General features: G+C 65.0%; 28 protein-coding genes. 10 read left to right on the forward strand and 18 right to left on the reverse strand.

The window, feature by feature from the left end; translation table 11 throughout:
- Together FB460_RS09230 and FB460_RS09235 are read left to right on the forward strand one after the other, a co-directional pair.
- Positions 1-354, forward strand: a complete 354-nt coding sequence (locus tag FB460_RS09230; protein WP_142093852.1) for a TfoX/Sxy family protein — start codon at positions 1-3, stop codon at positions 352-354.
- Positions 351-1010 (forward strand): DUF2461 domain-containing protein, encoded by a 660-nt coding sequence (locus FB460_RS09235; RefSeq protein WP_142093853.1) that lies wholly within the window; start codon positions 351-353, stop codon positions 1008-1010. The genes FB460_RS09230 and FB460_RS09235 overlap by 4 nt, the downstream gene beginning before the upstream one ends.
- Before the next feature lie 116 nt (positions 1011-1126).
- Here FB460_RS09235 and FB460_RS09240 read toward each other — a convergent pair whose 3' ends face one another.
- The 11 genes from FB460_RS09240 to FB460_RS09290 all read right to left on the reverse strand — a co-directional run bounded on the left by FB460_RS09240 (position 1127) and on the right by FB460_RS09290 (position 10862).
- Positions 1127-2620, reverse strand: coding sequence for a PAS domain S-box protein (locus FB460_RS09240; RefSeq protein WP_142093854.1), 1494 nt, complete (start codon positions 2618-2620; stop codon positions 1127-1129).
- Between the two features lie 19 nt (positions 2621-2639).
- Positions 2640-3590, reverse strand: a complete 951-nt coding sequence (locus tag FB460_RS09245) for a PDR/VanB family oxidoreductase (RefSeq protein WP_142093855.1) — start codon at positions 3588-3590, stop codon at positions 2640-2642.
- 79 nt (positions 3591-3669) lie between these two features.
- Positions 3670-4407, reverse strand: coding sequence for an SDR family NAD(P)-dependent oxidoreductase (locus FB460_RS09250; RefSeq protein ID WP_246044347.1), 738 nt, complete (start codon positions 4405-4407; stop codon positions 3670-3672).
- Positions 4404-4895, reverse strand: a complete 492-nt coding sequence (locus tag FB460_RS09255) for an aromatic-ring-hydroxylating dioxygenase subunit beta (protein ID WP_142093856.1) — start codon at positions 4893-4895, stop codon at positions 4404-4406. Before FB460_RS09255 ends, FB460_RS09250 begins: the two co-directional genes overlap by 4 nt.
- Complete coding sequence (locus FB460_RS09260) at positions 4895-6178, reverse strand: aromatic ring-hydroxylating oxygenase subunit alpha (RefSeq protein WP_142093857.1); 1284 nt, start codon at positions 6176-6178, stop codon at positions 4895-4897. The genes FB460_RS09255 and FB460_RS09260 overlap by 1 nt, the downstream gene beginning before the upstream one ends.
- Before the next feature lie 111 nt (positions 6179-6289).
- Positions 6290-6805 (reverse strand): nuclear transport factor 2 family protein, encoded by a 516-nt coding sequence (locus FB460_RS09265; protein WP_142093858.1) that lies wholly within the window; start codon positions 6803-6805, stop codon positions 6290-6292.
- A gap of 5 nt (positions 6806-6810) precedes the next feature.
- The gene (locus tag FB460_RS09270) at positions 6811-7182 is read right to left on the reverse strand and encodes a hypothetical protein (protein WP_142093859.1); all 372 of its coding nucleotides are present in this window, start codon (positions 7180-7182) and stop codon (positions 6811-6813) included.
- Between the two features lie 53 nt (positions 7183-7235).
- Positions 7236-8405: an acyl-CoA dehydrogenase family protein gene (locus FB460_RS09275; RefSeq protein ID WP_246044348.1), complete on the reverse strand. Its 1170-nt coding sequence runs from the start codon at positions 8403-8405 to the stop codon at positions 7236-7238.
- 93 nt (positions 8406-8498) lie between these two features.
- Positions 8499-9200, reverse strand: a complete 702-nt coding sequence (locus FB460_RS09280; RefSeq protein ID WP_246044349.1) for a response regulator transcription factor — start codon at positions 9198-9200, stop codon at positions 8499-8501.
- Position 9201: 1 nt separating this feature from the next.
- Positions 9202-9543 carry a hypothetical protein gene (locus FB460_RS09285; RefSeq protein ID WP_211345930.1) on the reverse strand — a complete coding sequence of 114 codons (342 nt, stop codon included), beginning with the start codon at positions 9541-9543 and terminating at the stop codon, positions 9202-9204.
- Between the two features lie 23 nt (positions 9544-9566).
- Entirely contained in the window at positions 9567-10862 is a 1296-nt protein-coding gene (locus tag FB460_RS09290; protein WP_142093861.1) for an amidase, read from the reverse strand.
- 97 nt (positions 10863-10959) lie between these two features.
- Between FB460_RS09290 and FB460_RS09295 the strand changes: the two genes are divergently transcribed.
- Entirely contained in the window at positions 10960-11202 is a 243-nt protein-coding gene (locus FB460_RS09295) for a hypothetical protein (protein WP_142093862.1), read from the forward strand.
- 19 nt (positions 11203-11221) lie between these two features.
- Here the strand turns inward: FB460_RS09295 and FB460_RS09300 are convergent, their stop codons facing one another.
- Genes FB460_RS09300 through dctP form a run of 3 tightly spaced genes read right to left on the reverse strand, consistent with a single transcriptional unit; the run spans position 11222 to position 14195 of the window.
- On the reverse strand, positions 11222-12538 hold the full coding sequence (locus tag FB460_RS09300; RefSeq protein ID WP_142093863.1) for a TRAP transporter large permease: 1317 nt from the start codon (positions 12536-12538) through the stop codon (positions 11222-11224).
- The gene (locus tag FB460_RS09305) at positions 12538-13146 is read right to left on the reverse strand and encodes a TRAP transporter small permease (RefSeq protein WP_142093864.1); all 609 of its coding nucleotides are present in this window, start codon (positions 13144-13146) and stop codon (positions 12538-12540) included. The genes FB460_RS09300 and FB460_RS09305 overlap by 1 nt, the downstream gene beginning before the upstream one ends.
- Positions 13143-14195, reverse strand: coding sequence for a TRAP transporter substrate-binding protein DctP (gene dctP, locus FB460_RS09310; protein WP_211345931.1), 1053 nt, complete (start codon positions 14193-14195; stop codon positions 13143-13145). The genes FB460_RS09305 and dctP overlap by 4 nt, the downstream gene beginning before the upstream one ends.
- A gap of 223 nt (positions 14196-14418) precedes the next feature.
- On the opposite strand from dctP, the gene FB460_RS09315 reads away from it, so the two are divergent.
- The 4 genes from FB460_RS09315 to fumC all read left to right on the forward strand — a co-directional run bounded on the left by FB460_RS09315 (position 14419) and on the right by fumC (position 19624).
- Positions 14419-15600: a flavin reductase family protein gene (locus FB460_RS09315; RefSeq protein WP_170210029.1), complete on the forward strand. Its 1182-nt coding sequence runs from the start codon at positions 14419-14421 to the stop codon at positions 15598-15600.
- 362 nt (positions 15601-15962) lie between these two features.
- Positions 15963-17402: a glycine hydroxymethyltransferase gene (locus FB460_RS09320; RefSeq protein ID WP_211345932.1), complete on the forward strand. Its 1440-nt coding sequence runs from the start codon at positions 15963-15965 to the stop codon at positions 17400-17402.
- A 3-nt stretch (positions 17403-17405) separates the two neighbouring features.
- Positions 17406-18122 (forward strand): LppM family (lipo)protein, encoded by a 717-nt coding sequence (locus FB460_RS09325; protein ID WP_142093867.1) that lies wholly within the window; start codon positions 17406-17408, stop codon positions 18120-18122.
- A 107-nt stretch (positions 18123-18229) separates the two neighbouring features.
- Positions 18230-19624: a class II fumarate hydratase gene (gene fumC, locus FB460_RS09330; RefSeq protein ID WP_142093868.1), complete on the forward strand. Its 1395-nt coding sequence runs from the start codon at positions 18230-18232 to the stop codon at positions 19622-19624.
- Between the two features lie 191 nt (positions 19625-19815).
- On the opposite strand, the gene FB460_RS09335 is transcribed toward fumC, so the two are convergent.
- Positions 19816-21501, reverse strand: a complete 1686-nt coding sequence (locus FB460_RS09335; RefSeq protein ID WP_170210030.1) for a DUF2207 family protein — start codon at positions 21499-21501, stop codon at positions 19816-19818.
- Between the two features lie 214 nt (positions 21502-21715).
- On the opposite strand from FB460_RS09335, the gene ispF reads away from it, so the two are divergent.
- Complete coding sequence (ispF, locus tag FB460_RS09340; protein ID WP_142093870.1) at positions 21716-22222, forward strand: 2-C-methyl-D-erythritol 2,4-cyclodiphosphate synthase; 507 nt, start codon at positions 21716-21718, stop codon at positions 22220-22222.
- A gap of 127 nt (positions 22223-22349) precedes the next feature.
- Positions 22350-23567 carry a neutral zinc metallopeptidase gene (locus FB460_RS09345; RefSeq protein ID WP_142093871.1) on the forward strand — a complete coding sequence of 406 codons (1218 nt, stop codon included), beginning with the start codon at positions 22350-22352 and terminating at the stop codon, positions 23565-23567.
- A 62-nt stretch (positions 23568-23629) separates the two neighbouring features.
- Here FB460_RS09345 and ispD read toward each other — a convergent pair whose 3' ends face one another.
- Positions 23630-24325 carry a 2-C-methyl-D-erythritol 4-phosphate cytidylyltransferase gene (gene ispD / locus FB460_RS09350; protein WP_211345933.1) on the reverse strand — a complete coding sequence of 232 codons (696 nt, stop codon included), beginning with the start codon at positions 24323-24325 and terminating at the stop codon, positions 23630-23632.
- Positions 24326-24336: 11 nt separating this feature from the next.
- Positions 24337-24822, reverse strand: a complete 486-nt coding sequence (locus tag FB460_RS09355) for a CarD family transcriptional regulator (RefSeq protein ID WP_142093872.1) — start codon at positions 24820-24822, stop codon at positions 24337-24339.
- Positions 24823-25037: 215 nt separating this feature from the next.
- On the opposite strand from FB460_RS09355, the gene FB460_RS09360 reads away from it, so the two are divergent.
- On the forward strand, positions 25038-25607 hold the full coding sequence (locus FB460_RS09360; RefSeq protein ID WP_142093873.1) for a hypothetical protein: 570 nt from the start codon (positions 25038-25040) through the stop codon (positions 25605-25607).
- 79 nt (positions 25608-25686) lie between these two features.
- Here FB460_RS09360 and FB460_RS09365 read toward each other — a convergent pair whose 3' ends face one another.
- On the reverse strand, positions 25687-26646 hold the full coding sequence (locus FB460_RS09365; protein ID WP_142093874.1) for a ribose-phosphate diphosphokinase: 960 nt from the start codon (positions 26644-26646) through the stop codon (positions 25687-25689).
- Positions 26647-26654: the final 8 nt, after the last annotated feature.

The raw sequence follows: 26654 nt of genomic DNA on the forward strand, positions 1-26654 counted from the left end.
ATGGCTGCCATGACCGATACTCAGCAGTCCTTGGTCGAACGTGTTCGTGGCCTTCTGGACCCAGATGTTCCGGTGCGGGAGGTCTCGATGTTCGGTGGCCGCGCCATCATGGCCAACGACAAGATGATCGTCAGCGTCGGCAAGGACGGCAGCCTGCTCGTCCGCGTCGACACCAACGACCACGACAGACTCCTCCAACAACCTGGAGCATCCCAGGCTGAGATGGGCACCGGACGCTCCATGGGCCCCGGGTGGATCACCATCGCCCCAGATCACCTCACCACAGACCAAGCCCTTGACGCATGGATAGAGGAAGCAATGATCTACAACCGCACCACCACAGCCCGGCCATGACCCAGTGCGACGGACTCCCCGCTGGATTCTTCGAGTTCTTCGAGGACCTCGAGCGGAACAACACGAAAGAATTCTGGGCAGCGAACAGACAGCGCTGGGAACGCGATGTTCGCCAACCGGTGCAAGTTCTGGTCGCAGAACTCAGTGAACGCTTCGAGCCCCTGCGCATTTTCCGTCCTCACCGGGATCTGCGATTCACCAAGGATGCCGCCCCCTACAAGACGTGGACCGGAGCGACCAGCACCCGCGATTCCACCGGCGGCATCGGCTACTACCTCGAAGCCTCACCCACCGGCGTGGTCACTGGCTATGGGGCCATGCGCATGACGCCCGAGCAGCTCAGGCGATTCCGATCCGCCATCGACGACCACCCCACCGGAACACAGTTCCAACAGATCGTCGACGACCTCCATAGCCACTCACTGGAACTCACCCCCGGCGCTGATACCCCACTGAAGACAGCCCCACGCGGCTACCCCGCTGAACACCCGCGCATCCACCACCTCCGTTGGAAAGGCGCCGCCGTCATCCAGCACTGGCCTCGCGCAGACTGGATACACACCCATCAACTCGCCGACGAGATAGCAACGGTCTGGGAGACCACGCAGCCCCTCCGCGACTGGCTAGAGCGGAACGTGCACCCTCAGCAGCTCTGACTCAACGGTCCACAAGGGGCGCTCAAGCGAAGCGAACCCGACGGCAGAGAAACGACATCGAAGCCCCGGTGTGGCATGCATTCCCCGACCTCATCGCCCAACAACACACCTCAGGGTCATTCTTCCGACGATCCGACGCTTTCCACCAGCGGCAGTCGCCCGGTGGCGATGGTCCCGGGCTCGCCGGAGGTGAAGACGAGTTCTCCGCCGTGGCGTTCGATGATCCGTTCGCAGATGATCAGTCCGATCCCGGCGCCATCCTGTTTGGTGCTGAAGGCCTGATCGGTGGGTTCGGCCAGGCCGCGTCCCCGGTCGGCCACCGAGAAACAGGCCCAGTCGCCTTCACGGAAGCAGGTCAGCTCCACCACCGGCGGTGGCGTCAGTCCTTCTGCGATCGCCTCGGACACCTCGTCCACGGCGTTGAAGCACAGGTTGATGACCACCTGCCCGATCAGGATCTGATCCACCTTCACCGGTAACGGTTCCTCGCTGAGGTCCGCCTGCAGCTCGATGCCCTTCTCCCTGGCTCGCAACTGTGCGAAGTACAGGGCATCGGCCACGACGTCGTCGAGGTCCTCCACCGCCATCGAGGTCTCGATGCGTTGCACGTAACGCTTGACGCTGCTCACGATCTGCGCCGACCGCGTCAACTGCCGTGCGGCGAGATCCAGCCCGTACTCGAAATCCTCGGTACTGAGATTCCCCGACGCATGCCGCGCCTGCAGACCCATCAACGAGTTGCGGGCCGCAGCCAGAGGCTGCCCGAGTTCGTGCGCGATCGTCATCGCCATGTCTCCCATGGCGTTGTACCTGCTCATGTACTGCAGCCGCGCCTGCTGGTACTCGTTGTGCCGCGCGAGCTCCTCGCGTTCAGTCACATCACGGAAAGCCGCCAGGCGCGACTGGATGCCGTCGTGGCGCACCACCTCGATGTCCACCGACAACCACCGCGTCCCGTCCTCGGCGTCGACCTCGAACGTGATCTCCACCGGATCACCCGGATGTGACAGGTGCCCGGAGACGACCTCTCCATCCAGCGGCAATGAGGGCGTGGCCAGCGCATCCAGCCGCTGCCCGGCCGCCTCCTCGGCCGTCGTGCCCAGCAACCGCGCCGCGAAATCCGAGATGTCCTGGACGCGATTCTCCTCGTCCAGCAACGCGATCCCCGCCGACGCCGACACCATCAACCTCTGCAGATACCCCTCGGCCCGATCCAGCTCCGCGCGCAGATCGTCCTCGGGCGTCACACCTCGGAAGACCACCATGACCACCGGCCCATCGCGGAAGTCGAGCCGCTTGGCCACCGCATCGGTCAAGAACACCTCTCCGTTCTTGGCGCGATACTTCCACCGACGCCGGCTCTCACCGCGCACCACGGCTTCCTGCAGCCATGCGACGCCGACATCGCGCCGATACCGCTGATCGGGGCTGCTCATGTGGTGCGCCTTCAGCGGACGCAGCTCCTCGAGACGAAACCCGAACATCCGGCAGGCGGCCTCGTTCGCCCACAGGATGTTCTTCGACGCGGCCTCGTGGATCAGGATGCCCGAATCGAGCCCCTGCACCATGGCCCTGAAGTCGGGGCCGGACGGGAAGATCTCTCCGTTCATCACCCGGGACACTTCACCATCAGAAGTAGTCGAGCACCAGACGCTCGCCCTTGCACCGCGAGACGCACACCGCCATCTGGTCACCCGCGGCGCGTTCGGCCTTGGTCAGCACATTGTCACGATGCTCCGGTTCACCCTCCAGCACCGTCATGATGCAGGTGCCGCAGATCCCTTCCTCGCAGGAGGTGTCCACCTCGACGCCGTTCTCCTGCAGCACCTCCACGATCGAGCGGTCGGCGGGGATCTGATAGGTCTCGTCCTCGAACTCCACCTCGAAGGCACTGTTCTCCGACGCATCGGGCTGCTCCGCGGCGTGGAAGTTCTCCTCATGGATCTCGTCCTCGGCCACGAACTCCCTGCCGACCTCACGCACCACATCCATGAACGGCCCCGGGCCACACATGTAGATGTGCGAACCCTCCGGCATCTCGGCGAAATACCGACGCAGCAGACCGGCATGTTCACCCACGCCCACCCCCAGATGGGTGTGCAGATGTTCGGGGCACCGTTCCTGCAACAACGGCAGGAATGCCGCATCCTCGGTGCTGCGCGCGAAGTAGTGCAGCTCGAACGAATGTCCGTGCACGTGCATCCACCGCGCCAGACTCAGCATCGGCGTGATGCCGATGCCCGCGCCGATCAGCACATGGTGCTTGGCCCGCTCATCCATCCCCATCAGGTTGCGGGGTGCACTGATCTGGAGGGTGTCCCCCACCTTCAGTTCATGCATGGCGGCCGAACCGCCGCGGCCGGCTTCCTCCCGCTTGACCGCGACGGTGTACGACTCCGCATCATCGGGTGTGCTGCACAGCGAGTACTGACGCGTGATCGCGGTGGGCCCCACCACGTCGACGTGGGCCCCGGCCTGGTACACGCCCAAGGGCTTGCCGTCGACGCGTTGCAGCCGGATCGACTTGACCGTGGGGGTCTCGTCGACGATCTCGACCACGCGAACATCGATCATGGACATGGCAGTTCCCCTTCCACCGCTCCACTGCGGTGTCTTCGTTGTTCCCGGCCCCGTGGTCGATCACGGGACCACATCTGCGTCACCGCAGGTACAGGCCCCCGTTGATGTCCCAGCACGCACCGGTCACGAACGACGCCCGGTCACTCGCCAGAAGCGCGACGGTGTCGGCGATGAACTCCGGATCACCGAGATGCCCCACGGGGATCCCGGCCATCACAGCCTCCAACTTCTCCGGCGGCACGGTGCGGTGGACGATCGGCAGGTCGTGCGGCCCCGGCGAGATCGAGTTCACCGTGACACCCTTCGACGCCAGTTCACGCGCGAAGATCTTCGTCACCGTCAGGATCGCGCCCTTCGACGCCGCGTAATGCCCGCCGGTGGCGGTTCCCCCGTTCTGGCCGGCCAGTGACGCCATGTTGACGATGCGTCCGAAACCGGCGTCGGCCATGGCCTGTCCGAACACCTGGCAGCCGAGGAAGGCACTGGAGGTGTTGATCCCCAACACCGAGGTGAACTCCTGCGCAGGCAGCGTCATCAGGTCGGCGGCCTGCGTGATGGCGGCGTTGTTGACCAGGATGGTCGGCTCGCCCCACCGCTCGCGCACCATGGCGAGCGCGGCCTCGAAGTCGTCCCTGCTGCTGACATCCAGACGTGCACCGGCTGCTTCACCCTCGCCCTCGAGCCGTCCCGCCAGGTCGGTGGCGGCGTCGGCGTCGATGTCGGTGACCAGCACGTGCCGCCCATCGGCGGCCAGCCGGCGGCAGATGGCCTCACCCATGCCGCCGGCTGCACCTGTGACGACCGCGATCCCGCTCACAGCAGGTATCCCGACGCGGTCACGGCCTCTTCACTGTTGATCAGACGCACAACCTTCAGCTTGATGCGGTCACCACCCTCATCGAGCACGATGGTGTGCGTCAGCTCCGCCCCGAGGGTGTCGAAGTGGTTGCGCTTGTAGGCCGAAAGGATCTGCGCCGACTTCAGCGTCACCTCACTGTCACTGACCGATTCCACGGTGAACCGCGAAACGGTGCGCACCGTGCGCGCTGCAGCCACAGCGGAGGGAGAGAAGCCCTGCATCATGCGTTCGACGCGCATCTCACGCATCCGCTTGTCGTCGTAGACCATGTTGAGCGAGCTGGCGAAGTCCTCGGTCTCCGGATCGATCGGCACCACGTAGATGCCGTCGTCGGTGAAGAGCTCCTGCCACTCGGGGTAGTTCTTGTCGTCGAGCAGCTTGGCCTCGGACCAGATCAAGGAGATCGCCCGCACCACCCGCTCATCGGTGAACAGAATTTCCGACATCACGCATCGCCCTTCTCGTCGGCTGCCATCATCTTCTTCCACTGCGCATACGCCTCACGCATGCCGGTCTCATCGGTCACGTGGGAGGTGGGCCAGCCCTCGGGGCTGGTGACCTCACGGTTGAGCCCACGGTTCACCAGAATCGGCATCTCCGGATCTGCGTGCGCGCCCTGCTGGACGCGGTCCCAGCCCTCGGCATCATCGGGCGAGCCGAACCCGAAGGGCCCCTGGAAGTGCTCGTGGATGCGCAGGCGCTCCTGGTTGACGATCTCCGGGCCGCCATCCATGCCGATGGCCATGTGCCAGATCTCGGTCTCGTCGACCGAGATCGGGATCAGCACCCGGAAGAACGCCGAGGACATGCCGATGTTCGGGAACAGATTCAGATTGAACCCACAGCCGTGCATCGACCGCATGATGCGACGGATCTCGGCGTCGGAGTACTCGCCCTGCATCGCATCCACAAGGTGCTGGAAACGCGGCTGGATCTCCTCGGTGCCGTCGTCCTCGTCGAGGTCCATGTGTGCCTTGGCCATGATCGCGACGCTGTGGCCGTTGCCCAGCGCGTGCGTCACGGCCTCGGGGTCGTTCATGAACGACATCATGTCGGCGGTCTCGGCGTCGACCGAGGCCATCCACGACTTGTGCACCATCGGGAAGTGGTAGCCGTCGGTGGTGTTCTCCAGCTGGATCTTCCAGTTGCCGCGGAAACGGAACTTGTGAACGCCGATCACCTTGGGCGCATAGCCGTTGGTCTGTTTGAAGAAGCGCTCCATCCAGATCTTGGCGTCACCGAGGAAATCCTCGAGCGGCTCGGCGTCCTCGTTGAAGGTCGCGAAGATCATGCCCAGGTGGCTCTCGGTACGTAGCTTGCGCAGCGGGAAGTCGGCCTTCTCCACCACGTCCTCGTAGCCCTCGGGGTACGGGATGCCGCGCAGACGCCCGTCGAGCGCATACGACCAGTTGTGGTAGGGGCAGGTGAAGCCGTTGGCCTTACCCTTCGACACATCGCACACGGTGGCGCCACGATGGCGGCAACGGTTGAGCAGGGTGTTGAAGTTGCCCTTGCGGTCGCGGACCACGATGACCGGCTGCTTGCCGATCTGCATGGTCTTGAACGACCCGGCCTCGGGGATCTCGCTCTCGTGAGCCACCCAGACCCACGACTTGTAGAAGATCTTCTCCATCTCCAGATCGAACAGTTCCGGGTCTGTGTAGAGCCGACCGGCCACGCGGTCGGTCCCGGCCAGATCCGCGTGGCGTGCGGCGTCTGCGGTTTCCATGGTGCTCCTTGCTTGGTGGGTCCATGTCGGCCCGGGATCGGGCCGACCACGGATCGATGAGGGTCGTTTCGTTGGACTGGGACGCCGTTGGATCAGGCGCCGGGGGCCGGTTCAGGGACCGGGAGTCGCTGCCAGAGGTGCGGCGAACATGCGTCGGGTTCGGAAGTGTCGGATCAGTGCGGTGCAGGATTCGGCGTCGCGGGTGATCGCGAAGTCGATCGTCAGACGCGCACACAGCAGATCCGGTGGTTTGCCGAGCGACGCGTCGTAGTGCGAGAGCTGCTGCATGATCCATTGGCCGCGTCCGGACACGCCGCTGGCTTCGAGCTGTTCACTGCCCACCAGATGCGCATTGCGTTCGAAGTGCACGGCCGGTGGGAGATATCCGGCGACCATCTCGGCGATCTGGTGCCGACCGGTGACCCGGCCGAACTTGCCCTCGTACTCGGGCCCGATGCCTTCCCACACCGCCTGGGGTGTGAACAGCTCCGCCAGTTGGTCGGTGCTGCGCAGCGGGCCGGGCACATCGCACAGGTCCATGTACCGCATGAGCGTCGCACGCATCGCGTCCTTCGCCTCCAGTACATCGAGCCTGCGCTGCAGGACGCCGATCGACGGATTCTCCATCAGCCTCAGTCCTCGGGCAGCGTCACATCGGGCCGCACGGTGAGCGCGCGTCCCATCCGCGCCTCGATGTGGGCGTAACGCCACAGGCTGTGCTCACCCACCGGCGTGGTGCGGAACAGGTTGCACACGGCCTTGACCGTCTCCTGGTCCTTCACGTCGGCGAGCACGTAACAGGTCCACGGCCATCCCTGCGAGGGGCCGACCATGTGGGAGTCGTCGTCCATGTTGCCGAGGACGTCGACGCCCTCCATGTCCTCCATCTCGGCAAGCATGCCGGCGAAGGCCTTCCAGACCATGCCGCCGCCTCCGGTGGGCAGATCGAAGAAGTTCTGGTTGATTCCGATGCAGAACAGCACTCGGAGAGGTGTCTCGGACATGTCTTTTCCTTTCACGACAGCGTGATGTGTGCGGACAGTTCGTGAGGTTCGGGTCAGGGGAAGCTGGGGACCGAGGGCTTCATTCCCAGCAGGATCGCGCCGACCGCTTCATAGGTGGCGCTGTTCAGCATGGCGTGCTGAGCCGGGACGAGGCCGTCCTGGAGATACCGCTGCAGCGGGTGGGTCCGGTAGATGGCGCCGGTTCCGGCGAGGTCGAACGCATCGAGCACGACGCTGCGGCACTCGTGCGCCACATGTGTGGTGGCCAGACGCAGCAGCGCGCGCAGGTCATCATCGATCGGTTCGTCGGCCAGAGCCTTCTGCCAGACCTGATCGGTGGTCTCGTAGAAGAAGGACCGTGCCGAGCGCAGACGCGCCTCCCCACGAGCAAGACCATCTTGGTAGCTGGGCCGTGCCGAGCGCTTCGACCCACCGGTGATGCTGGTGCGGGCCGATGCCACCTCGGTGCAGTAGTCCAGTGCCGCCCGGGCGGCGCCGAGCCCGGTGACCGCCAACACCTGCGCGGCGTACGCCAATGCCGGGTACCGGGTGAACGGCTCATCGATCCTGGGCTCGGACCCGCGGATGAAGGTGCGCGAGGCCGGGATGAACACATCGTCGAGGACCACCTGGTTCGATCCGGTCGCCTTCATCCCCGACACATCCCAGTTGACGCGGATCTCGGCCTGCGAGGGGTCGACCAGAGCCGTGATGGGGCGTCCATTGGTCTCCTCACCACCGGCGAGCCCGACGCCGAGGATGTCGGCGCCGGCGCAACCGCTGGCGAACTGCCAGACACCGGTACAGCGGTAGCCTCCCTCCACCACTTCGGGCTCGTGCATGGGGAACAGTCCACCGGCGAAACAGATGTCGGGGCCATCGGCGTAGATCTCGGCCTGGGTCTCCTCCGGAAGTGCGGCGAAGTAGGTCAGGGCCGAACCGAAGCTGGCCACCCATCCGGTGGCCGGATCCACTTCGGAGATCCGTTCGATCAGACGCAGGAACTCGGCCGGGGGCATCGGTTCACCGCCGAAGCGTTCCGGCGTCGATGCCCGGTAGATCCCGGCCTTCTTGAGCAGGTCGATGAAGTCCCGCGGCACATATCCCTGTTCGGCGAACTCGTCACGACGCTCGACCAACACGTCCAAGGCGTGCTGGAAAGCCTGTTCGCGGGCCGGGCCGGCCGGCTCGGCGCTCACACGAGCGGTGTTCTGCATGGTCATCGGCATCCCTCCAGAAGGCCATCGGCTTTGATGGGTGATGCCGAAAAATCTAGGCGCGCTCCCCCGCCCCTCGGTATTGGAACTTCTCCACCCTCAGCTGAAGAATCCTTTAGGGCGGTAGAGCAGGATGTCGCGGACCAGGGTGTTGATCGAGTCCGCATCGGTCTTGCTCTTGATGCGTGTGCGATGGACGTCCACGGTCTTGACGCTCATCCCCAACCGGCGCGCCACATTCTGGCTCGGAAGCCCTTGGACCACGAGCGTCAGGATCTCGCGTTCCCGAGGTGTGAGGGTGTCGAGGCGTCGCTGCAGCTCCTCACGCTGCACATGTTCGATGTACATGGTGCGGGCCTTGTCGAGACCCACCTGCGCCACGTCGAGCAAGTACTGCGGTTCGTACGGTTTCTCCAGAAAGTCGATGGCGCCGCGCTGCATGGAACGCACCGACATCTTGATGTCCCCATGCGCCGAGACGAAGATGATCGCCACGTGCGGCGCGAAGGCCGCCAGCTCCTGCTGGAGCCTGGTTCCGCTCATCTGCGGCATGCGCACATCGAGGATGACGCACGCGGGGTGGTCCCCTTGGTAGTGCTCCAGGAACTCACCGCCGCTGTGGAAGATCGTGGTCTCCACCCCGACGCTCGCGAGCAGCCACGAGACCGACTCACAGACCGCGGCGTCGTCATCGACCACGTACAGGCGCGCGGCCGGAACCTGCTCTGCGCCGTTCACCCCAGAAATCCCACTGACGCCCGACATCCCACTGACGCCCGACACCACATTGACACCGGACATCTCAGGCTGCGTCTCGCCATCGGGCCTCGGCCGTCCAATACCGCATCCCCGCAGGGCTCGTGGCCGCTTCCCACTCGGTGGTGCGCTCGAGCTCGGGCTCATATTTGTCGATGGATCGGTCTGCGGCGTCCGGCCCGTCCTCGGCCACTCCCCAATGCACCCAGTTCACCTCGCGGCCGAACTCATCGTGAACGAACAGGTCCACGTGGTGCCAGCCGTAGCCGAAGGTGTCCTCGTAGCAGGTGAGGAACATCCGGTGGTGATTGGTCGGGCGTGGATTCAACGGCTGCTCGGACATGGTTCGCTCCCTCGTGGTGTTCTCGGTGCTGTCGATCGTCTGCATGGTTCTCGCGTCCTTTCCCGGCGTCATGGCATGGCCGACGCCACCGGTGGCTGCCCACGGAGCCGTTCCTCGACGCGCATGGCCGCCGCGAGCAGGGCATCCTCCGTGCCCGGTGCGCCGATCATCTGCAGCCCCAGGGGCAGCCCGGAATCGGTGACGAGACCGGGCACGGCCACCGTCGGAAAGCCCAGCGCCTGCCACGGCCTGCTCATGATGGGTGACCCGGTGGCCTCCAGTCCCGCAGGTGCGGGCCCCTGAGCGGCGGGGCCGATGATGAATTTCCCCTGCAGCACCTCGGCGAGGTCCCCACGGGAGCGTCCACAACGATAGTCGGCTCCCCAGTAGTCGTCCTCGTTGATCTGCGTTCCTCCGGTGAGGAGTTCGGCCAGTGGCACACTGAGATCTGCGAGGTGATTCTCCCGTTCCCTCCGACGCTCCCGTGCCGCCTCGTACGCCATGATCACCGCATGGTCGGCGGCCAGCGTCGTGATGTGGTCGTCGTGGGCGAAATCGGTCACGTCCCAACCATCGAGCCACTCGGGCAGACGCCGAAGGGCCGCCCGCATCGCCGGGTCGAGGTCGGCGAGATCGCTGCCGTTCCACACAAGCAGTGGTGCCGTGCCCGCGTCGACGGGGGCGGTTCCGGTGAAGGCAGCGTGAGCGATGCGGAGGTCCTCCACGGTGCGCGCCATGAAACCCAGCGAATCCAGGCTGGGGCTCAGCCCGGTGATTCCGGTGAGATCCGCGGTTCCCCGACCCATGACAAGGCCGGCGATCCCGCAGTAGGCGGCGGGACGGATGAGCGATGCTGCGGTCTGCGTCCCCAGCGCCAAAGCCACCATTCCCGACGCGACCGCAGCCGCCGAACCACTGGAGGAACCGCCCGGGGTGTGGCCGGTGTTCCAGGGGTTCTTCGTCGGGCCGGGTTTGAAGTAGGCGAATTCGGTCGTGACGGTCTTGCCGACCACCACCGCGCCGCACTGCTCCAACCGTTCGACGCAGGCGGCCGAAAGCTCGGCCGGGTCGGGGGACGTGACCGATGAGCCACAACGTGTCGGCAACCCGGCGACGTCGATGATGTCCTTCACCCCGACCGGCACGCCACGAAGCGGCAGCACGTTCGAGACGGGTCGAGCATCGAGCTCCTCCGCGCGTGAGGTCGCACGAGAATCCAGAGCGGCCCACGCAGAGAGTTGCGGTTCGCACTCCTCGATGCGTGCCCGCGCGTCGGCATACACCGACGCCGCGGGCGTCCCTCCTGCCACCTTCGTGAGCGTTTCCCGAAGCGTTGGACTGCCATTCCACGGATAACCCTGCATCGTGCCTCCTTCACCACCTGTTCGCTGGTGCACCTGACTCGTCGTTGCCAACCAAGCGCCATTCCGTCGTCATGGGCGGCACCTCCATGCCCTGCACATGGCGAGCCGATTCAGCCATGCGGGCCAGCACGCCACGGCGACAGGCCGAGGCGTCAGCCGCCCGGTGATCGAAGAAGCCCGGACCATCGCGCAATCCCCGCTCCTGTGCGGCGACCAATTCGTCGATGATCTCTTCGCCGAAGACCTCCGGGGCCTCACATCCTTCCCGATCCACATCGGGTGGCATCTGCGCGTCCGCATGCTGAAGGAGCTCGCTTTCGGATCAGGGCTGCCGCCCTGACCCATGAGGTGTGCTGGCATCAGGTGCCAGCCATGAGGTTGGGCAGTACGAGGGCGATCGACGGCACCGCTGCGATCAGGAGCATCACCACGAGGTCCGAGCCGATCCATGGGAGTGCGGCTCGGTAGAGCGTCGACATGGCGGTCTTGGGCGCGACTCCCTTCATGACGAACAGGCTCATGCCGAACGGCGGTGTGGTGTTCGCGATCTGCAGATTGATCATGAGCAGGATCGAGAACCAGACCGGATCCCAGCCGAAGTGCTCCACCAACGGCATGAACAGCGGCGCCGAGACGAGCATGATCGAGACCTGGTCGATGAAGGCGCCCAGGACCAGCACGATCAGCATGATGACCAGAAGCATCACCGCACCATTGGTGATGGATCCGGTCACGGCCTCCACCACGCCACGGGTCGCACCGTTGAAGCTCATGAGCTGGCTGTACAGGTTGGAACCGAGGACGATCATGAAGATCATGACGGTCGTCTGGATCGTGGCCACGGCGGCACGGAAGATCTCCTTGGCCGAGATGCGACGCAGGATGACGCTGAGCACCACGGTGCCGACCGCGCCGATGGCCGCAGCCTCGGTGGGCGTGGCGAAACCGAAGAAGATGATGCCCAGAACCAGGCCCACCAGCAGACCGGGAGGCAGCGCGTAGCGCACCCCGTCGCTCATCACCTGGCCGAAGGAACGTCGGGGCGGCAGGTCGCGATCCCCCGCTCCTCCCCGCTTGGCCCAGGCCACGACGATGACCGCGTAGCCGGTGGCCATGAGGATTCCGGGGATGATGCCGGCCACCAGCAGCGGCCCGATCGGGACTTCGGCGATACCGCCCCACAGGATGGCGAAAGCACTCGGGGGCAGGACCATGGCCAACCCACCCGAGGCCAGGATCGACCCCATGGCCAGACGATCGTCATATCCACGCTCCTGCATCTGAGGCAGCAGCGTCTTGCCGAACAGCGCTGTGTTGGCGAGCGTCGATCCCGAGAGCAGGCCGAACAGCGCACCTCCGCCGACCGAGACCATCGCCAACTGGCCGGGGAGACGCCCAAGGACGCGAGCGATCTCGGCCAGCGCATCTTGAGCGACACGTCCGCGGAACAACAGTTCACCCATGAACACGAACAGCGGGATCGCGGTGAACACGAAACTGTCGACGCTTCCCATGACGCTGAGGCCGACCTGGTTCATGGCAGCCGAAACACGCGGGAAGGAGACGAGGGCTCCGAGGATCCCGACGCCGATCATGGCGAAGGCGACAGGAACTCTCAGCAGAAGCAGCACAATGAGGGCGCCCATGAAGGCAGCCAAGAACAGGGGCCAATCCATCACGCGTCTCCCTTGACGTCAGTGGTGGCACTCGCGTCCTTCGCGAGTACGGAAGTGTGCCGACGACGCACATCGGTCATCAGGCGGCGGATGAGTGAAAGCAGCAGGACGATGCAACACACCGCGACCACGCCTGAGACGTACATCCGGGGGAAGGCCAGCTCACCGGGAAGTGTGGTGCCACGGTCGACGTCCTTGAGGAAGGTCAACCAACAGGCCCAGGAGAGGGCGGCACTGACAACGATCTGCACGCCGAGGCTGAAGAGGTTGACCACCTTCAGCGACTTCTCGGTGAGCAGTGGATCGATGACCTCAAGACGTACGTGACCGTCACGCATCGCCACAGCAGCGGTGCCGAGGATCACCATCACCACCATCGAGGCCCCGGCCAGCTCCACGATGCCGGTGATCGCGTGACCGGTCAGACGCGCGATCACACCCACGGTGATCGCCATGGTCAGCACCATGAGGACGACAGCGCCGAGCCACTCCGGCACCAGCGCGAGCGTCCACACGCGGGAGTCATCGGCCTCTTCGACCTCGAGCGTGCCCAGCTCCTCCGCGACGTTCGGGTTCTCCGCCTCATGCCGTTCATCTCTCATGTTCATGACGCGGCCTCGATCCGTGCTCGACCGGGGACGGCTTCGGACAGATCCTCGCCGTAGCCTTCCTCGTACTTGCGTCGCAACTCAGCGGCTTCGGGGGACTTGCTGGCGATGCGCTTCCAGTCCAGTTGATCCCAGGAGTCGCGATAGGCGATCTGCATCATCTTCTCGGCGTCGGCGTCGGTGAACTCGATCCGCTCCATGCCGGCTTCCTCCCAGGCAGCGGTCTCCTGCTCCGAGAGCTTCTGGTAATGCTCGAAGATCTTCGGCTCGGCTTCGATCATGGCTTCGGTCAATGCCTGTCGTGAACGGTCATCCAAGGCCTCCCAGGTGTCGAGGCTGATGACGGTGTTCGCCAAGGACTCGTACCAGCGCGGTTCCACGTAGTACCCGACCTCGGTGTGGAAACCGAACGTCGACGGACCCACCGAGGCCCAGACCGTTCCATCGATGACCCCACGTTCGAGTGCGGTGAAGACTTCGTCACCAGGCATGTCGACAGGCGTGCCGCCCAGCGAGGTGATCATGCTGGTGGCTGCCGATGAGCCGCGGATCGAACGCCCGGTCAGGTCCGGTGACTCGATCCTGTCCTTGAGCAGGAGCGCCTGCGGAACACCTGCATGCGTATGCCCCAGATAGTGGACGCCGATCTCTTCATGCGCGGTGGCCAAAAGGTCATACACGCCGTTCTCGCGCTCTTCCATGGGCGAATAGGGCGTGAACCGCTGCAGATCCATCAACGGCATCTGTCCGGCGTAATAGTCACCCGGCAGATGCCCACCGTCATAGGCTCCGGTTGAAACGCCTTCGATCAGGTCGGTCGGCGAGACCACCTCCGGCCCGCCCCGGTAATCGACCTCGATCCATGGCGCCTTCTCCTTCAGCACCTCGACGAAAATCCAGAAGCCGTCGTTGTTCTGGCCCTTCTCGGGGAAGGCGGTGAGGAAGGTCAGGCGAACGTCCTTGCCATCGCCTCCCCCAGCACCGCACCCGCTGAGGACCAGGACTGCGGCGACCAGGGCTGACGCGAGGGCCAGCAAAGTCTTGTTCATAGCGCACTCCTTTGTGGTTCCAGACCCCGATGAGCACGGCCACTCCAAGTGCGGAGGGCGGCACTGCCGAGTCCGTGCCACACAAGCTAGAGAGCCCGAACGCGCTGCGGAATCGGTGATTCCTTTACCCCAAGAACGGTCGGGCTAAAGGTTTCTGGGGCTGTGCGCCGGGCTCGAGCACGCTTAGCGTGACCGACACATGTCGAGTTCAAGGAGCATTGCAGTGCAGCAGAGCGTCCCCCAGATCGATCCCGCGAAGTTCCGAAATGTCCTGGGTCATTACCCGACGGGCGTCACGATCGTCACCGGGATCTCCGAATCCGACGAGGTTCTCGCCATGGTCGTGGGAACCTTCACATCGGTGTCGATCGAGCCACCGCTGGTGGCGTTCCTGCCGATGAAGAGCTCCCGCACGTTCCAGGAACTCAGCAGGTGTGCTTCGGTGTGCGTCAACGTCCTCACCGGCGATCAGGAGAAGCTCGGGCGTCTCATCGCCAGCCGCCGGGAGAACAAGCTCGACGGCGTCGAATGGGAGTACTCCCCCAACGGGGCCCCCATCCTCACCGGATCGTTGGCCTGGCTCGATGTACGAATCAGCGACACCATCGAAGCCGGCGATCACTGGATCGCCATGTGCCAGGTGCTCGATCTCGGGGTGGGCGACGCCTCCCCTCCCCTGATCTTCTTCCAGGGAGGCTACGGGCGCTTCATGGTCAAATCGCTCGTGGCCCGAGTCGATGGCGACAATGTGGGCCCGGTGCGACGCGGCGCGCGTGCACGACGCATCCTCGAACGCGTCGCCACCGAACTCGGCGGGCAGGTGCAGCTCATGGCAGCACTGAGCCCCCATGAACTCGTGGCCGTGGCGACAGCGCAGGGCGCGTGCGTCAACGCGACTGATGACCTCGGCGAGCGCGTGCCGATGATTCCCCCGATCGGTGACACCTACGTGGCCGGGGGTTCCGACGAGGACGTGGAGGAATGGCTCAGCCGAGGCCCCCGCCTCGAGGATCACGAGCGAGATCTCTTCTGGGGCCGCATCGAGTTCTGTCGGAAGCATGGCTACCTGGCGTCGTTCCTGCCCCAAGGAGGACGTTCCTCGTACGAAGCCATGGCGGCTGCGGCACAACGCTTCGCCCAAGGAAACCTCACTCCGGCCGAAGAGCGGGAACTGAGCGAGGCCATCGCACGGGGCGCTGTGGGTTATGAGGCCCAGGAGATCGACGATGACGCGACCTACTCCATCGGCTCGATCGTCATGCCCGTTCCCGACGAGCACCAGCGCCCGATCTTCACCATCCGGGTCAGCCAACTTCCTCACGAAGTACCCGGGACGCGCGTCAAGGAATGGATCTCGCATCTGCGTCCGGTGGTGCAGGAGCTGGCCCAGACGCTGGCGGAATGACTCCACACAGTGAACGCGACCGAATCGAAGGTGCGGTCTCATCCCCGCTCACAGGCTGTTCAAACGCACCGGAACCGGCCGCAGGGGTCAGCCCACGTCGAGTCAACACGGTGTGGGTGAGGGCACGAAGTCCGCGTCGAGCTCGGCACGTGCCAGGCACCCATCCGTCTTAACCCTTCCCAGAACCTTGGTCTCCCGAAGCTCAAGGCGCTGAAGATAAACATGGCCCGCCCAGTTGGATGGCCGAGCCTCAATGCCCCCGGTGGCACGATCTGGGCCACCATCGATGATCGGCTGCGGTCTGACGCCTGTGGGTACCGGTCGACTAGACTCACCGACGCAGACCAGAAGGAGTGTGTGGCGTGTCCGAGACGAACCAGAACCTCAGCAGTGCATACAAGACGATCCTCGATGAGGTCGCGAAGGTCGAGCCGCGTATCGCCGATGCGACGCGGGCTGAGCTGACCGACCAGCGAGGTTCCCTGAAACTCATCGCCTCTGAGAACTACGCGTCGCTCCCGGTGCTCGCCACCATGGGCACCTGGCTCTCCGACAAGTACGCCGAGGGCACCGTCGGCCACCGCTTCTACGCCGGGTGCCAGAACGTCGACACCGTCGAGGACGTCGCCGCCGAACACGCCCGCGAGCTCTTCGGCTCCGAATACGCCTACGCGCAGCCGCACTCGGGTATCGACGCCAACCTCACCGCTTTCTGGGCGATCCTCGCCCACCGCATCGAGCAGCCCGAACTCGCCGATCTGGGTTTGAAGAACGTCAATCAGATGACCGAGGAACAGTGGGAGACGCTGCGCCGCAAGTTCGGCGAACAGCGCCTCATCGGCATGAGCCTCGATGCCGGCGGTCACCTCACCCACGGTTTCCGGCCCAACATCTCGGGCAAGATGTTCCACCAGCGCTCCTACGGCACCGATCCCGAAACGGGCCTGCTCGACTACGACGCCGTTGCCGCCCTCGCCCGCGAGTTCAAGCCGCTGGTTCTCGTGGCCGGCTACTCGGCCTACCCGCGTCGGATCAACTTCGCCAAGATGCGTGAGATCGCCGACGAGGTCGGCGCGACGCTGATGGTCGACATGGCTCACTTCGCCGGTCTCGTGGCCGGCAAGGTGTTCACCGGTGACGAAGACCCCGTCCCCCACGCCGATGTCGTGACCACCACGACCCACAAGTCACTTCGCGGCCCGCGTGGCGGTCTGGTCATGGCCACCGAGGAGTACGCCCCGTCGGTGGATCGCGGTTGCCCGCTGGTGCTCGGCGGCCCGCTCTCGCACATGATGGCGGCCAAGGCCGTCGCTTTGGCCGAGGCCCGCACCGAGACATTCCGCACCTACGCACAGAACGTCGCCGACAACGCCAAAGCACTCGCCGAAGGCTTCCTCAAGCGTGGTGCACGCCTGGTCACCGGTGGCACCGACAACCACATCGTTCTGCTCGACGTCTCCGGATTCGGTCTCACGGGGCGTCAGGCGGAGTCGGCCCTGCTGGATTCGGGCGTGGTGACCAACCGCAACTCGATTCCCAACGACCCGAACGGTGCCTGGTACACCTCCGGCATCCGTCTGGGCACCCCGGCCCTGACCAGCCGTGGCTTCGGTGCCGATGACTTCGACCGCATCGCCGAACTCATGGTGGAGGTGTTGCAGAACACCGAGCCGGTCACCGCATCCACCGGCAAACCGGGCAAGGCCAAGTACACGATCGCCGATGGTGTGGCCGATCGCGTGCAGTCCGCCACCGACGAACTTCTCGACGCCCACCCGCTGTACCCCGGCCTGGAGCTCTGAGCGATGCGCCTTCGGCGCTCCATCGCGGCCCTGCTCGTCACCACGCTGACGCTGCTGCTCACCAGCTGCGGCATCAACACCAATCTGGGTGTGTGGCTGTGGGATGAGCACACCGCATCTGTCGATGTGGATGTGTCGCTCCCGGCGAAGGTGGAGAGCTTCGAGCTCGAGCCCCTGACGGTCTGTGAACCGATCATGGTGCTCGGCCAGAAGCTCCACCCCTACGTCGAGAACGGTCGCGCCGGTTGCCGTGCATCCGGGCCCATCCCGGCGGAGGCCTTCAAGATCTCCGACGGCAGCGGGCTCGAACGCGCCGACGGCAAGCTGATCCTGACCCTCAAGGAACCCATCAAGTCTCTCGGCCTGCCCGAGGAGCTCGACTGGCAGGCCCTGGGCATTCCCGAAGACGTGGAGCTGCCTCCAGAATTCTCCGAAACATCGGTCCGGTTCAGCGTCACGTTCCCCGGCGAGGTGCTTGAGAACAGCGGTTCATCCACGGTGGAGGGCCGTACCGTCACGTGGACCGACCCTGAGGAGTTCAAGGGAACCATCAGCGCCACCAGCGTCATGCCACCACGCATCCTGACCCCGATCCTGTTCATCATCGGCGGGATCGCACTGTTCAGTGGTGCCATCGTGTGGTGGTTCACCGCCCGCGAGTCAACGAAGTCCAACCCACAAGGCACACCGGCAGGGGCTCCGCCGCCATCCGGCCACTGAGCCGAGCAGCCCCTGCCCGAGGGCCTCATCCATCGATCCCTGTTGACGCCGCCCTCCGGGCACCACCCAGAGCACCCCGGCGAAGCGTCGCGTGCTAGAACTTGGCTATGGAAACCCGCATTGAACGCGACAGCATGGGCACGATTGACGTGCCCGCCGACCGCTACTGGGGCGCACAGACGCAGCGCTCGCTCGGAAACTTCGATATCGGCCGTGACACCTTCGTGTGGGGCCGCGCCATGGTCCACGCGTTGGGCGTCCTGAAGAAGTCGGCCGCCGCCGCGAACACCGCGCTGGGCGAGCTCCCGAGCGAAGTCGGGAACCTCGTGGTGCAGGCCGCCGATGAGGTCATCGCAGGCAAACTCGACGATCACTTCCCGCTGGTGGTGTTCCAGACCGGCTCGGGAACGCAGTCGAACATGAACTCCAACGAGGTCATCTCCAACCGCGCCATCGAACTCGCTGGGGGCGAGAAGGGTTCGAAGGACCCGGTTCACCCCAACGACCATGTGAACCGCGGCCAGTCCTCCAATGACACCTTCCCCACCGCCATGCACATCGCTGTGGTGTGTGAGCTGAACGAGCGTCTGTATGGCTCGGTCAAGCAGCTGCGCGACACCCTTGCGAAGAAGTCCGAGGAATACGCCGACGTCGTCAAGGTCGGTCGCACACATCTGCAGGACGCCACCCCCATCACCCTTGGCCAGGAGATCGGTGAATGGGTCGCGCAGATCGACTTCGCCCTCGAGCGGGTCCGTGAGGCCGATACCGCCACCCGTGATCTCGCCATCGGCGGCACGGCAGTGGGCACGGGTCTCAACGCACATCCCGAGTTCGGCAAGACCTGCGCGGCGGAGATCTCCAAGGAGACCGGGCTGGAGTTCCGTCAGGCCGAGAACCTGTTCGCCTCCCTCAGCGCCCACGACGCCCTGGTCACCGTCAGCGCTGCCCTGCGCACGCTCGCCGGCGCGCTCATGAAGATGGCGAACGACGTGCGCTGGCTCGCGTCCGGCCCACGCAACGGCATCGGCGAACTCCTCATCCCCGCCAATGAGCCGGGCAGCTCGATCATGCCGGGCAAGGTGAACCCCACCCAGTGTGAGGCCATGACGATGGTCGCCACCCGCGTCTTCGGCAACGACGCCACCGTCGGTTTCGCCGGGACGCAGGGCAATTTCCAGCTCAACGTCTACAAGCCGGTCATGGCCCACGCCGTGCTCGAGTCGATCCGACTGATCGCCGACGCCTGCGTCAGCTTCGATGAACACTGTGCCCAGGGAATCGAACCGGACCATGAGGTCATCGCGCACAACCTGGACCGCAACCTGATGGTCGTGACGGCCCTGAACCGCCACATCGGCTATGACAAGGCCGCCACCATCGCGAAGAAGGCCCACGCCGAAGGAACGACGCTGCGCGAAGCGGCACTGGCCTCCGGTGAGGTCTCCGAAGCCGACTTCGACAAGTGGGTCGTTCCCATGGACATGACGCACAACAACTGATTCACAACAGAACCCAACATGGTCAGGGCCGCATCCCGAACGGGGTGCGGCCCTGACCATTGCTACTGCGCCCTGATCATTGCTTCTGCGCCCTGGCCATCAAGTGGAGCGGTGCCGGGCCGTTCCCTCCTGGTCAGGCTTCGAGGCCGGTGCCCGCAGATGGCACCCGGCTGAATCGCCGCAGGCTCCGATCACCGCGAGAAGAGTTCACCCTCCAGATGCACCACGAGGTTGTGCAGTGAGTCGGGCAGATCTCTGAGGTGCCAGTCGTCTGGAGCGTGGAACCAGTCGAGATCTACCGGGTCGGCATCGTCATCGTCATCGGCGGTCACGATCGCCTTCAGCCACCGCTCACGGCCGCCCAACACGATCGCATAGGGCAGCACCTTCGACAGCTCGGCATACTCGCGTCCCTTGGGCATCTCGTCGGTGTCATGGGCACGAAGCTCGCTGCCGAGCATCGCGAGCCCCTGCAGGGCCCGCGAGCCCTTGGCCGTGCGCGCCGGCATCTCGGTGGCCACATAGGCCAGCCCCAGAGCCACCACCAGAGCTGCAAGGCCCGTGAGACCGAACGATGTGAACGCGGCCAACACGGCGGTTCCCACGATGCCGACCACGGCGCCGACCACAGCCACCACCGACCAACGATTTCGGGTGGCATCGGGGCGATACTCGTACCAGCCCTGTCGCACCATTTCGTCATAGAGCAAAGACTGCACCTGCGGGATCACCCCGGAGACCTCGCTGATCTGCGACACCCGCAGTGGCGCACCGTCCTCACGCGTCAGGCCATCGAGCAAGGCCTTCTCGTAGGGCAGGAGCTCTGCGTCATCGGCGTCATCGCGACGCTCGATCTCCCAGTCACCACCGCTGAAGCGCCCCTCCCGCGGGAGTTCACGGATCCGCAGGTGTCCACGTACCGCAAGGTCGATGACCGACGCGGTGACGTCCACCGGGTCGACGCGTTCATCAGCCAGCGTCCCCACCTGACCGGGGCGGATCTCCTGACGCAGCACGAACATGCTCTCGCCCTCACCGGTGGGCTTGAACTCGGCGATCCGCTCGACCTCTCCCCGAGAATCCTCATCGGCACCGGCGCGACGATGCAACAGGTACAGCACGAGGACGCCGACGAGGAGCGTCGACAGTGCCACCACCAGCGGCCACCCGCTGGCGCGGAAGGCCCGCCCCACCGACCACTGCTCGACGATCATCTCGTTGGGCGCCACGGCCGCAGGATCGAAGAGCATCCGGAAGCCCACGACCTCCCCGGCGGCCCGCGGACCGTCGAGGAACTCAGGGCTCCCACCCATCTGCGGGAATCCCTGCGCGGCACGGCAACTCGCCTGCCCGCCGGGGGCTCCGGCATTGCACTTGAAGTCCTGGAACATGGCGGGGATCACCAGCTGCCCGCGGAAGTCGGTGACGCCGACGTCGAGTCCCTGCAGCACGTTCCAATGGACGAGCGTCGCCCCGCCCTCGTCCCTGGTTGCTGCGCCACGCACCACGTAGCTCAGCTGGATCGGCTTGCCATCACGTGAGCGCATGGTGGCGGTCAGCACGTCGGAATCCTGTTTCGTCACCTCGCCCGAGGGCCGACCATCGGAGGTGATCTCCACGTTCTCGACCATGTAGCGGTACTCGCGCAGGTCGGCGATCTCCTCATGCAGGGTGAAGGTCTGTTCGAACTGCTCGGGCCCGGCCTCACCGGGTGTGACCGTGGCGGTCACACGCAACGCACCGTCGGGTTCCACGATGGTCTTCGCCTCGTACGCCTCGATGGCTTCGGCGGCATGGGCGGGCTGAACGGTGAAGGCGGCCCCCAAGCCCAGGAGCAACACAGTCAGGAGTCGGCCCACGTGGGTCATTCGCGTCATCACATCAGGCATCTTCGCACACACGAACGCCACCCCGGCCGGAGAAGTCCAGCACGAGGTGGCGGGGTGATCGAGTGGACTCGCGGTGCACTCAGTAGGCGGCCACGACGTCCCCGGTCTTGGGAACACCTTCGTAGAAGCTACGAAGGAACACCGAACCCGTCGGAACAGCGCGCGACCTGGTAGGAGTTCTCCACCTCGTAGGATCACCTGCATGAGCGCGAACGTGCCCGAATTCCGTACCGGCATCGGCGTCGACGTCCATGCCCTCGAAACCGGTCGCCCCATGATGGTCGCCTGCGTCCGGCATCCCGACGATGTGGGACCGGTTGGCCATTCCGACGGCGACGTGGCCGCACATGCGGCCTGTGATGCCCTGCTCTCTGCCGCTGGGCTGGGCGATCTCGGCCAGAATTTCGGCACCGGTCGTCCCGAGTGGTCCGGCGCGAGTGGGGCCGCGCTGTTGGCCGAGACCGCTCGCATGGTTCGCGAGGCCGGTTGGCGGATCGGCAATGTGGCGGTGCAGGTGATCGGCAACCGTCCTCGTATCGGCCCGGTCCGCGAAGAGTGCCAGCAGGCCATGCAGGACGCCATCAACGCCCCGGTCAGTCTCTCGGCCACCACCACCGACGGGCTTGGCCTCACCGGGCGCGGTGAGGGAATCGCGGCCATGGCCACTGCTCTGGTCCTGCGTCAGGCAGCAGACGCCATCGCCGACTGAACCACCGAACACATGCTGGGCGCCGTTCGGAACGTTCTCGCGGCACGGCGACTTCCACCTCAGCGGCTCCGCCGATGCCGGCGGCCAAGATCCGCACCAGCCCCTGTGAAGGGCTACCATCTCCCGCGTGAGCGCATGGGGGAACGGCAACGGATTCAACAACGGCAACTTCGGCAACCCCGGTTTCGGGAATGCCGGCTTCGGTAACCCCGGGCATGGAGGGGGCTTCCAGCAGCCCCACCACGGCCAAACCGCCCCCGGGAATGCGCCATGGCAGGGAGGATTCCCCCAGGGCGCGGGCCACCCCGCCGGTGCAGGCCCTTACGGACATCAGACGCCGGGAGGGTTCAACTCCGGAGGCCAAGGCCAATTCGGTCAAGGTCATTTCGGCCAGAGCCAGTTCGGCCAGCACCAGCCTCCCGGCGGCGCTCCGCCGCCCCGCAGGCGCGGCAAGATGGCGCCGCTGTTCGGGCTGTGCGCTCTCGCGGTGGTCGCCATCATCGCGATCGTCGCGACGTTGAACGCGCTGAGCGGCCCCGAATACGCCAACGAGGGCTACGTTCCCGCACCGGCCACCAACAACCCGGCTCCCCTCCCCGAGCCCGAGCTCGATGACACTGTGGACGAACTGCTGGAGAACAACAGTCTCTACGCACAGCAGATCGCCTCCCCGGTGCGTTGTGAGATGGAACCCATCGACGCCCATGCAGCCGAAGACCACGAGCTGGAGGCACACATCGACCAGCTCAATGGGTGTCTCATGGCCATCTGGGACCCGGCGTTCGCCGGCACCGAGTACGAACTCGTCCGCCCCCGCGCCAACGTCTACGGTGAGTCGGTGGTGACCCCCTGCAACAGCGGTGAAACCATGGGGCCGAATGCTCTGTACTGCCCTGCGAACCAAGAGGTGTACTGGTCCACCGAGCTGTCCAAGGAGGTTCCCGAGTACGGGCAGCCCATGGTGCTCGACATGGTGATGGCGCACGAGTTCGCGCATGGGGTGCAGGCCCGCGTCAACATCGGCTTGGCGTGGCAGTACGAGGCCGGCCAGGTCACAGAACGTGAGGCTCTCACCATGAGTCGACGCTCCGAGACCCAGGCAGACTGCATGGCCGGCATGGCACTCTCGGCGATGGCCCTCTCCCGCAACATCACCAACGATGAGTTCGACAACATCATCGCCGCAACCAAGGCCGGCGGCGCCGATGTCGGCAGCGGTGACCCGACGATCGAGTCGACACACCCGCACTCCGACACCCGCGACTACTGGATGCGCCAGGGCCTCAACTCCACCGGCGTGGGCACCTGCAACAGCTGGGTCGCCCCCGAAGCACACGTGCGCTGAAGCCTCCTTGGCCGGACGCACGATCCGATTCAGGCCACAGACGAAGACGCCCGGGCTGGCGTTCAGCCCCCGGCGATGGCCTCGGCGATCTCCAGATCGAACGGGTCGGTGATCTTGAACGACCGACGCGATCCGGCCACGAGCGTCACCGGATGGCCAGCCGCTTCACAGACGCTGACATCATCGGTCACGACGCGTCGGGCTTGTACTGCTGCTCGGTGGCTGGCCCGCAGGACGCCGGCGTCGAAACCCTGCGGGGTCTGCACCGCACGCAACGCGGACCGATCCACCACGGTTGACGCCCCGTCCTGCATCATGCGGACGCTGTCAGCCAAGGCGATCACCGGCGTCACGGCCACGGCCCCACCACGCACCGCGTCGATGACCGACGCCACGACATCGACCGGCACGAACGGGCGAGCGGCGTCATGCACGAGAACGATCGCATCGGCAGGAACCGCGGCAAGGCCACGCTCCACTGACTCCTGACGCTCGGCGCCACCGGTCACCAGTCTCACCGAGACCGGCGCGTCGGCAAGTGCGTCGGCGAAGGCCCTCTCCAGTCCCGCCGGGACCACCACAACCGCCTCGTCAACACCTCCACGAGCCAGCGCATCGACCGATCGGGCGACGAGTGTGCGTCCGGCGACCTCCACGAGGGCCTTCACCACTGGCGCCCCCAAGCGGGTACCAGAACCGGCCGCCGCCACAAGGGCGACGGCCGGTTTCACTGAGTACTTCTCCTGTTGTGTGCTCACATGCACATCATTCAGGACGCGAGAACCTCGTCAAGCATTTCCTCGGCCTTCTCCTCATCGACCTTCTTCGCAAGAGCGAGTTCGGAGGTCAGGATCTGACGGGCCTTGGCGAGCATGCGCTTCTCCCCTGCCGAGAGACCACGGTCACGTTCCCGACGCCAGAGGTCACGGACGACCTCGGCAACCTTCAGCACGTTACCCGAATGCAGCTTCTCGACGTTCGCCTTGTAACGACGCGACCAGTTCGTGGGTTCCTCCACCTTGGGCTTGCGCAGCACTTCGAGGACTTCCTTGAGCCCCTCGGCATCCACGACATCACGAACGCCCACGAGATCGAGGTTGCAGGCCGGGACGCGGACGACCAGATCATTCTGGCCGACGATCCGAAGAACGAGGTAGAGCTTGTCCTCGCCCTTGATGGTCCGGGTTTCGATCTCTTCGATGACAGCAGCCCCATGATTGGGATACACAACGGTCTCGCCAACAGTAAAGGTCATATTCTTTTGATCCCCTTTCCCGGCTGCCCAGTTTATCACGATTCCGTCTTACCCTCGGCCGAATGCAGCAAAGGCCAGACGAAACAGGTAGTGTGCGGGCGGGTCCACCCTGTGCGAGCATCGTGTTCCACAGTCCGGATCCACGTGGCCCGGGCCCGAATGTCCCGAACCGCGCAGTGAGTCATCTCGCAGTGAGCGAACAAGGAGAGTCTCCGATGGATGTGTTGAAGCGTCTGCGTCCGATCCTGATCGGCACCGTTGCAGCAGGCGTCCTGCTGGGTGGCACCGCGTGCATGCGCGTCAATGACTTCCAGTCCTTGGAGCAGTACACCCCGTCGGAAGGTGTCCCGGTGGAGATCCTCCCCTCCGAGGCCGACTCACCCGCAGACACGACGCAGGTCCCCATCAAGATCCGCAACCTCATGATCGTGCAGGACGAAGGCGGCGACGCCGTGCTCGCCGGCGCGGTCATCTCCCCCATCGACACGAAGCTGGAATCCATCGAGGGCACGGCCCTGGACGTCGAGGGGAAGCCCCTCGGCGAGCTCAAGGTCAGCGGTGCAGATTTCACGCTCAAGGCCGATGAGCCGATGAACTTCGAGGGCCAGGACGTCAAGGTGACCTCGAGCGACATGGAGCCCGGCCTCCTCACCGAACTCACCATCACCTTCGCCACTGGCGAGCCCGCAACAGTGCAGGTTCCCGTGGTGGACGGCAGCAAGTCCAACTACGACAACTTCCCCGAGAACACGCCGAGCGCTCCGGTCGAGGTCGAAAACCCCTGACCCACGCCAGCACGCACCCCACCTTGACGTGACGCCGCGTCTGACCGGCGCAACGTCAAGGTGGAGCAAGGCGTCGGGCTCAGCCGTGCGTGACCTCGTCGGAGAAGAGTGAACTGATCGACGAACCGAGGTGATGGCGCTTGACGGCCTCGGCGAACAGGGGTGCAACCGAACGCACCGAGAGCCGATCCGGGCGCCGCTCGGGGGTCAAGGGGACCGTGCTGGTGGAGACGACCTCGGTCACATCGGGCTGAGCGTTGAGACGCTCGACCGCCTTGCCGGTGAACAACCCGTGAGTCGTCGCGATCGCGATGGACCGAACCTTGTACTCCCGGAGCCGCTCCAGCAGCTCGATCATGGAACCACCTGTCGCGATCTCGTCATCGATGACGATCACATCGCGGCCCTCGACGTCACCGACGATCCGGTCGATGACGACCTTGTCGTCGGCGAGACGCCGCTTGGACCCGGCAGCCACCTCCACACCCAAGAGTCGTGCGAACTGCGAGGCGACCTTCGCGTAACCGAAGTCGGGCGAGACGACCACGGTGTTCGACAGGTCACGACCTTTGAAATGGTCGGCCAGTTCACGCACCGCCGTCAGATGATCCACCGGCATCGAGAAGAACCCGTGCACCTGCTCCGAATGCAGCGTCATGGTGATGACGCGCGTCGCACCCGCCGTCTGGAGCAGGTCGGCAACCAGGCGTCCACCGATGGAGATGCGGGGCGCGTCCTTCTTGTCCGAACGCGCGTAGGAGAAGTGCGGGATGACCGCGGTGATGTGGCTCGCGGACGCACCACGGGCGGCGTCGAGCATGAACAGAAGTTCGACGAGGTTCTCCTGCACCGGCGGCACGAGGGGCTGAACGATGTAGACATCACGCTGCCGACAATTGGCGCGCAGCTGGACCTGCAGGCAGTCATTGCTGAAACGTGTGATGTTCACCGGATTCAGCTCAACGCCCAGGATGTCACACATCTCCTGCGCGAATTCGGTGTGGGCGCTTCCGCTGAAGATCGTGATGTCGTCGGACATATAGGGCC

This window comes from Propioniferax innocua, assembly GCF_006716235.1.
GTDB lineage: Bacteria > Actinomycetota > Actinomycetes > Propionibacteriales > Propionibacteriaceae > Propioniferax > Propioniferax innocua.

Bases quoted from the DNA above. Each gene is read 5' to 3' on its own strand.
- FB460_RS09300 (WP_142093863.1), bottom strand. From the start codon at position 12,538: ATGGATTGGCCCCTGTTCTTGGCTGCCTTCATGGGCGCCCTCATTGTG.
- FB460_RS09295 (WP_142093862.1), top strand. From the start codon at position 10,960: ATGGCGAGCCGATTCAGCCATGCGGGCCAGCACGCCACGGCGACAGGC.
- fumC (WP_142093868.1), top strand. From the start codon at position 18,230: ATGGAAACCCGCATTGAACGCGACAGCATGGGCACGATTGACGTGCCC.
- FB460_RS09245 (WP_142093855.1), bottom strand. From the start codon at position 3,590: ATGTCCATGATCGATGTTCGCGTGGTCGAGATCGTCGACGAGACCCCC.
- FB460_RS09360 (WP_142093873.1), top strand. From the start codon at position 25,038: ATGGATGTGTTGAAGCGTCTGCGTCCGATCCTGATCGGCACCGTTGCA.
- FB460_RS09260 (WP_142093857.1), bottom strand. From the start codon at position 6,178: ATGGAAACCGCAGACGCCGCACGCCACGCGGATCTGGCCGGGACCGAC.
- FB460_RS09290 (WP_142093861.1), bottom strand. From the start codon at position 10,862: ATGCAGGGTTATCCGTGGAATGGCAGTCCAACGCTTCGGGAAACGCTC.
- FB460_RS09265 (WP_142093858.1), bottom strand. From the start codon at position 6,805: ATGGAGAATCCGTCGATCGGCGTCCTGCAGCGCAGGCTCGATGTACTG.
- FB460_RS09270 (WP_142093859.1), bottom strand. From the start codon at position 7,182: ATGTCCGAGACACCTCTCCGAGTGCTGTTCTGCATCGGAATCAACCAG.
- FB460_RS09285 (WP_211345930.1), bottom strand. From the start codon at position 9,543: ATGCAGACGATCGACAGCACCGAGAACACCACGAGGGAGCGAACCATG.
- FB460_RS09230 (WP_142093852.1), top strand. From the start codon at position 1: ATGGCTGCCATGACCGATACTCAGCAGTCCTTGGTCGAACGTGTTCGT.
- FB460_RS09355 (WP_142093872.1), bottom strand. From the start codon at position 24,822: ATGACCTTTACTGTTGGCGAGACCGTTGTGTATCCCAATCATGGGGCT.
- FB460_RS09240 (WP_142093854.1), bottom strand. From the start codon at position 2,620: ATGAACGGAGAGATCTTCCCGTCCGGCCCCGACTTCAGGGCCATGGTG.
- FB460_RS09235 (WP_142093853.1), top strand. From the start codon at position 351: ATGACCCAGTGCGACGGACTCCCCGCTGGATTCTTCGAGTTCTTCGAG.
- FB460_RS09275 (WP_246044348.1), bottom strand. From the start codon at position 8,405: ATGACCATGCAGAACACCGCTCGTGTGAGCGCCGAGCCGGCCGGCCCG.
- FB460_RS09255 (WP_142093856.1), bottom strand. From the start codon at position 4,895: ATGTCGGAAATTCTGTTCACCGATGAGCGGGTGGTGCGGGCGATCTCC.
- FB460_RS09325 (WP_142093867.1), top strand. From the start codon at position 17,406: ATGCGCCTTCGGCGCTCCATCGCGGCCCTGCTCGTCACCACGCTGACG.
- FB460_RS09280 (WP_246044349.1), bottom strand. From the start codon at position 9,200: ATGTCCGGTGTCAATGTGGTGTCGGGCGTCAGTGGGATGTCGGGCGTC.
- dctP (WP_211345931.1), bottom strand. From the start codon at position 14,195: ATGAACAAGACTTTGCTGGCCCTCGCGTCAGCCCTGGTCGCCGCAGTC.
- FB460_RS09365 (WP_142093874.1), bottom strand. From the start codon at position 26,646: ATGTCCGACGACATCACGATCTTCAGCGGAAGCGCCCACACCGAATTC.
- FB460_RS09335 (WP_170210030.1), bottom strand. From the start codon at position 21,501: ATGACGCGAATGACCCACGTGGGCCGACTCCTGACTGTGTTGCTCCTG.
- FB460_RS09305 (WP_142093864.1), bottom strand. From the start codon at position 13,146: ATGAACATGAGAGATGAACGGCATGAGGCGGAGAACCCGAACGTCGCG.
- ispF (WP_142093870.1), top strand. From the start codon at position 21,716: ATGAGCGCGAACGTGCCCGAATTCCGTACCGGCATCGGCGTCGACGTC.